5 protein-coding genes and 2 pseudogenes are annotated in these 5,246 nt (G+C 62.5%); 3 read left to right on the forward strand and 4 right to left on the reverse strand.

Features of this window, described 5'->3' with window-relative positions; all coding sequences use genetic code 11:
* Nucleotides 1-186: 186 nt before the first annotated feature.
* The 3 genes and pseudogenes from V7066_RS28630 to V7066_RS28640 form a co-directional block, all read right to left on the reverse strand.
* A pseudogene (locus V7066_RS28630) lies at nt 187-440 on the reverse strand (transposase domain-containing protein); the annotation flags it as partial.
* Nucleotides 441-641: 201 nt separating this feature from the next.
* Nucleotides 642-1,091, reverse strand: coding sequence for a response regulator (locus tag V7066_RS28635; protein WP_334186319.1), 450 nt, complete (start codon nt 1,089-1,091; stop codon nt 642-644).
* On the reverse strand, nt 1,088-2,191 hold the full coding sequence (locus V7066_RS28640; RefSeq protein ID WP_334186320.1) for a PAS domain-containing protein: 1,104 nt from the start codon (nt 2,189-2,191) through the stop codon (nt 1,088-1,090). The genes V7066_RS28635 and V7066_RS28640 overlap by 4 nt, the downstream gene beginning before the upstream one ends.
* 452 nt (nt 2,192-2,643) lie before the next feature.
* Between V7066_RS28640 and V7066_RS28645 the strand changes: the two genes are divergently transcribed.
* Genes V7066_RS28645 through V7066_RS28655 form a run of 3 tightly spaced genes read left to right on the forward strand, consistent with a single transcriptional unit; the run spans nt 2,644 to nt 4,791 of the window.
* Nucleotides 2,644-3,138, forward strand: a complete 495-nt coding sequence (locus V7066_RS28645) for a hypothetical protein (RefSeq protein WP_334186321.1) — start codon at nt 2,644-2,646, stop codon at nt 3,136-3,138.
* A 9-nt stretch (nt 3,139-3,147) separates the two neighbouring features.
* Nucleotides 3,148-4,410, forward strand: a complete 1,263-nt coding sequence (locus V7066_RS28650) for a sensor histidine kinase (protein ID WP_334186322.1) — start codon at nt 3,148-3,150, stop codon at nt 4,408-4,410.
* 3 nt (nt 4,411-4,413) lie between these two features.
* The gene (locus tag V7066_RS28655) at nt 4,414-4,791 is read left to right on the forward strand and encodes a response regulator (RefSeq protein WP_334186323.1); all 378 of its coding nucleotides are present in this window, start codon (nt 4,414-4,416) and stop codon (nt 4,789-4,791) included.
* Nucleotides 4,792-5,033: 242 nt separating this feature from the next.
* On the opposite strand, the pseudogene V7066_RS28660 reads toward V7066_RS28655, so the two are convergent.
* Nucleotides 5,034-5,246: pseudogene (locus V7066_RS28660) on the reverse strand (DUF2252 domain-containing protein); the annotation flags it as partial.

The following is a 5,246-nucleotide window of genomic DNA, read 5'->3' on the forward strand; positions in this document are numbered from 1 at the left end:
TTCGAACGGCAGCAGATTTTGAAAGCAGAAGGCGTCTAGAAAACTAGGGGCTACTCAGTCGGACAGCGATTAGTTTTCCATCAGGTCCTCAGTAAGCGCGCATTTCGTAGCACGCCGTTTCCGGAGGCAGTGCGTCCATCATAATTGACGCTGGACGGGACAGCCCACCGCAGCGACGTCGACGTGTCAGGCGTGTCTCTCGAAGTTGAATGGCAGCAGTCGTCGATATCGTCGTCGTGAGGTCGTTGGGGCGGTTCGGTGAGGACATGGCGTAGCCACGTGAGAGGATCGACGCTGCAGGCGCGGCAAGTCAGTATTAGGCTGTAGATGACGGCGCTGGCCCGTCCACCGTCTATGGTGTTGCAGAAAAGCCAGGTTTTTCGTCGTGTTACAAAGACCCTGGTGTCGCGTTCGAGAAGATTGTTGTCGATCAGCATCCTGGAAAGCTGACGGATCACACCTGAGAGCGTAGAATTGCCGGCTGAACGGCACAAAGGGGCCGGTTTCGCTTGAACCAACCGCTGGCTCCTGGGGCTTAGCGGCAGTTTCGTTTAGACATAGCGACTGACCGGTCCCGACAGGAGCCGACATTCGGCATTGCCAAAAAAGTTCAGGCTGGAACGCCAAGTAAACCGCAGCCGTCAACTCCAGGTCGCCGAGAAAGCTGGCGAAGCGAGGAAACTGGCCGGTTGCGGCGAGATAGGCGGCGGGTCGCACACGCCTTCCTCGATGTAGCGCATCGCGGCCATCAGCCCGTTGCGCGAGAAAGGCTTGGGGATGACCCCGTGCGCGCCAGCGAAATCCTCAGGAATTTTCGAGGGGTTGGCAGTCACGAAGACGATGAAGGTGCCGTGCCAGCGCTGCTGGATGAGTCTCGACACATCGAGGCCGCTGGTGCCGCGCGCGAGCTGGATATCGACGAAGGCGAGATCGAACCGGCAATCGTCGGGCAGATCGGCGACATCGTGTAGCGAGGCGGCTTCAGCGACGACGCGATGCCCGGCATCCTCGATCATGGTCTCGAGGTCCATAGCGAGCAGCGCTTCGTCCTCGACGATCAGGATGGAGAGCGGCGCGGAGGGACTGGTCATGCGCCCTCCGGATCGAACAGGATGTCGACCTGGGTGCCCCGGCCGCTGCTGGTCCAGGATACGGTCGCGCCTGCCTGTTTGGAGAGGCGGTTGATGAGCGTGGTGCCGAGACCGCCCCCGGGCGGCTTGTCACCGGCGAAGCCCGGCCCGTCATCTGCGATGGTCAGCCGCGCGGCCGTGCCGTCGCGGTGGGCCGCGACCCTCAGCGTGCCGCCGCGCCCATCAGAATAGGCGTGCTTGACCGCATTGGTCAGCACTTCGTTGAGCACGAGCCCCAACGCCGATGCCATGGCAGCCGGAACTTCGATCCGCTCGGCCGAGACATCGGTCTCGATGTCGCTGCGCCCACTCGAGCCGACGACGTCGGCAACAAGATTCTGGCAGAAGGCGCCGATGTCGAACTGCTGGACATCCTCGCTCTGGTAGAGCCGACGATGGACGGTCGCGAGTGCGTCGACGCGCTCGAGCATCGCCTCGAGTTTCGCGGTCACGGCGGGGTCGGCTATGGTGCGCGCCTGCAAACGCAGCAGCGAGCCGATCATGGTAAGATTGTTTTTCACGCGATGATCGACCTCGTGCAGCAGTAAGGTCTTCTCCTCGAGCGCGGCCGTCAGATCGGCTGTGCGCTTTTCGACCTCGCGCTCGACGATCGCCTTCTGCTCGGCGATCGCGCGCTGCGCCTCGATGCGGTCGGTCACATCGAGCTGCGAGGCGAAATAGAACTGGATGTCGCCGGCGGCGTTGCGGACCGGGCTCAGATAAAGCGCGTTCCAGAAGGTGCTGCCGTCCTTGCGATAGTTCAGAAGATCAACATCGATCGGCTTACCAGCCACGATGGCCTCATGGATGCGCCGCACCGCGTCGCGATCGGTGTCGGGCCCCTGGAGGAACCGGCAGTTGCGCCCAACGATCTCGTCACGGTCGTAGCCGGTGAGCTTCTGGAACGCCTCGTTGCAGAAGATGATCGGATTGTCGGGCTTGGCGGGGTCAGTGATGACCATCGGCATGCGCGTCGCGCGCACGGCGGCGGCAAAGGGATCGCCGGGTCCGCTCTCATGGGTCACATCGTCAGTCAGGTGCCAATTGTCGCGCTGGTCCACTTACCCTCCTGTGCGCAGGAGCGTAGGCCCTAGCGTCTCTACCATAACCACGGTCGGCAGGAGGCGTTCCCAATCTGCGGCGAGCCGCTCGCCTTCGGACCTGCCACTCGCTCAAGTGAGCTGCTCTTCCAGCCGGCCTGATGGTGAGCGCGATCGAACACTGCTCGCCAAGTGTTACCAGCGATCGCGCAGGTCGCTTTCCGCGCCCGAGGCGGTCACGCCCGCCGTGATCCAGGCCGAGGCCTCGCAGCATATCGACGCGTTCAAGTCCTGGCTCGGACGCTGATCGTCCGGGAGCAATCGGCGGGTGCCAGACACAACGATGCAAACCGGTCCGTCGGCACTTCTCCCGGCCTAGCTTTCACGGGGAACATAGTTGCGATCGATGCATTGTCTGAACGCTAACATTTGTTGGCGCCACGCGATGGGGCTCTCCCCCGATCCGGGGGACGATGAGCGCTTCGACGACATTGCTGGACCAGCTGAAGACTCTGGTGAACGCCGACCGGCGTTCCGGATTGCCAGGCTATGCCGTGGCGACGTTGTTTATCGCCGCGGTGGCCTTCACGCAGCTCTCGCTGTTCGGCTCCTCGGCGCCCTGGTTCCTCTACACGCCAGCCGTCGTCGTCATCGCATTGCTGCTCGGTGGCGGGGCCGGGGTCTGGGCGACGATCCTGTCCGCGCTCGGCGCCGGCTATGCAGCCTCGCGACCCGACCTGCCCTTGTTCCTCACGCCCGTCCACTGGGGTGCTTCGATCTTCTTCATCGCGACGACGTTGGCGCTGGTGGGTCTGGTGGTCGCGTTGCGTACTGCACTGCTCCAGACCGAGGTCCTGCGGCGTCAGCGCGAGGAGGATTTCGTGGCGTCGGTAGAGCGCGAAGCCTTTCTTGCCGGCGTCCTCGCAAGTTCGACCGACTGCATCAAGGTGCTCGATCTCGACGGATAGCTGACCTTCATGAGCGAAGGCGGCCAGCGCGTAATGGAGGTGAGTGACTTCAACGCCATCGCCGGCTGCCCCTGGCCCGACTTCTGGCAAGAACAGGGATACGTTGAGGCGCGCGCCGCGATCGAGGCGGCGAAACGAGGCGAAGCGCGCAGCTTTGTCGGCAAGGCCGACACCATGGCGGGCACGCCCAAATGGTGGCACGTCGCGGTAAGTCCAATTTTCGGAGCCGACCGCGAGCCCGACCGCATCCTCTCGGTTTCACGCGACATCAGCGAGCTGCGCGCAAGCGAAGAGGAGCGCGACAATTTCTTGCGTCTGGCCGAGAACAGCACCGACTTCATCGGCATGGCGGGCACCGACAGGCAGATTTTTTATCTGAACGCTGCAGCGCGGCGCATGGTCGGTCTGGAGCGCACCGATGCGGCCTCGCTCACGATCGGCGACTTTTTCGCGCCGGACCAGGCGCAGTTCGTCGAAGAGACCGTGCTGCCGGCGGTCGCCGGAGACGGATCGTGGAGCGGAGAGCTCAACTTCCGGCATTTCGCTACCGGTGAGGCAGTCCCGGTGCTGTATTCGGTGTTCCCGATCCGCGACGCAGCAGGTGGGCTGATCGGCTATGGCACCGTGACCCGCGATTTCCGCGACCGCAAGCGCGCGGAAGACGACATGCGCCTGATGAACGGAGAGCTCGCGCATCGGCTCAAGAATGTCCTCGCTGTGGTCCAGTCTGTCGCCCAGCAGACCCTGCGCAACGCAACCGACATCGAGATCGCGAGCCACGATCTGTCCGCCCGACTGGTGGCGCTGGCGGCGGCAACTGATGTGCTGACGCAGGCTTCATGGCGCTCGGCGGACCTGCGCACGCTCGCTGAGCAGGCGCTCGCGCCGCATGGCCGGATCGGCGACACTATCCGGATCGGCGGCCCGTCGATGACTCTGAAGCCGGAAATCGCGGTAGCGTTCGCGCTTGCGCTGCACGAACTCGCCACCAATGCGGTCAAATATGGCGCGCTGTCGGTGCCGGGTGGCACGGTCACGCTGTGCTGGACGATCAACCGCGGAGTAGAGGATGTGGGCTTCGATCTCGTCTGGGAGGAGAGAGGCGGACCGCCCGTCACGCCGCCCGAGCACAAGGGCTTCGGATCGAAGTTGATCGAACGGTCGCTGCGATCCTATTTTCGCGGCCGGAGCGAAACCGACTACCGACCGGAAGGTTTGATTTTCCAACTCCATGCGCGGTTGAAGGATGCCGCGATCAACACCGGGAACTAAAGCGTGGGCGAGAGCCATCCGATCGGCACCAAAACGATCCTCATCGTCGATGACGAGGCACTGCTTCGCTTCGATCTTGTTGACTTTTTCGAAGCCGCCGGCTGGCGCGTGTTCGATGCAGAAGATGCCGACCAAGCGATCATAATCCTCGAGGAGCGCAAGGAGATCCGGGTGGTCCTGACCGACGTGCAAATGCCCGGCTCGCTGGATGGGTTGAAGCTGGCGCACTACATCCGCGACCGCTTCCCGCCGACTATCCTCTATATCGCCTCGGGTCATGTTCCGCTGCGCGAGGACGAACTGCCCGCGCACGCGACCTTCCTACCCAAGCCGTTTGATCCTAACCGGCTCCTTTGCCAGTTAGAGATGGTGATCGAATAACCGGAAGAATGTCTATTACGCCGAAAGGCCGAAACTGCGGTGCTTTGTTGCTAGCGGCTTCGCGTCGGGCCAATGACTAGTTCTGTCGGAAATCGCCGTACAAAGTCGATAGGAGAGTGACACGATCTGGTCGTGAGTCGCCAAAAAGGCGGAAGGTCCGCACCTCGATCGCGAAATTCAGGCGCTGAGCGGCGACAAAGGCCCGAAATGCAGTTATGCATTTCGTGTGCTATCTCCAAATCTCAGTCATTCATCGCATGTACCCGGCAGTGATCGAGATAGCCTTTTTCATGCCGCCCTGTGAGGTCTACGACTGAACGCCAGAGCCATGACGGGGCATCCAGGTTTCTGGAGCGTCCCCTTTGCAAGGATTGCGCCCAACTGCGACGGATCTCCGGCGCCATCTGCCGGCCATGCGCTTTGCCCACCACGAAGGCGAGATAGCGCGCTGCCTT

This window comes from Novosphingobium sp. (genome assembly GCF_036820275.1).
Classification (GTDB): Bacteria; Pseudomonadota; Alphaproteobacteria; order Sphingomonadales; family Sphingomonadaceae; genus Novosphingobium.

What these genes read in the sequence shown, in the direction of transcription:
- V7066_RS28635 (WP_334186319.1), bottom strand. Translation starts at nt 1,091, where the DNA reads ATGACCAGTCCCTCCGCGCCGCTCTCCATCCTGATCGTCGAGGACGAA.
- V7066_RS28650 (WP_334186322.1), top strand. Translation starts at nt 3,148, where the DNA reads ATGAGCGAAGGCGGCCAGCGCGTAATGGAGGTGAGTGACTTCAACGCC.
- V7066_RS28645 (WP_334186321.1), top strand. Translation starts at nt 2,644, where the DNA reads ATGAGCGCTTCGACGACATTGCTGGACCAGCTGAAGACTCTGGTGAAC.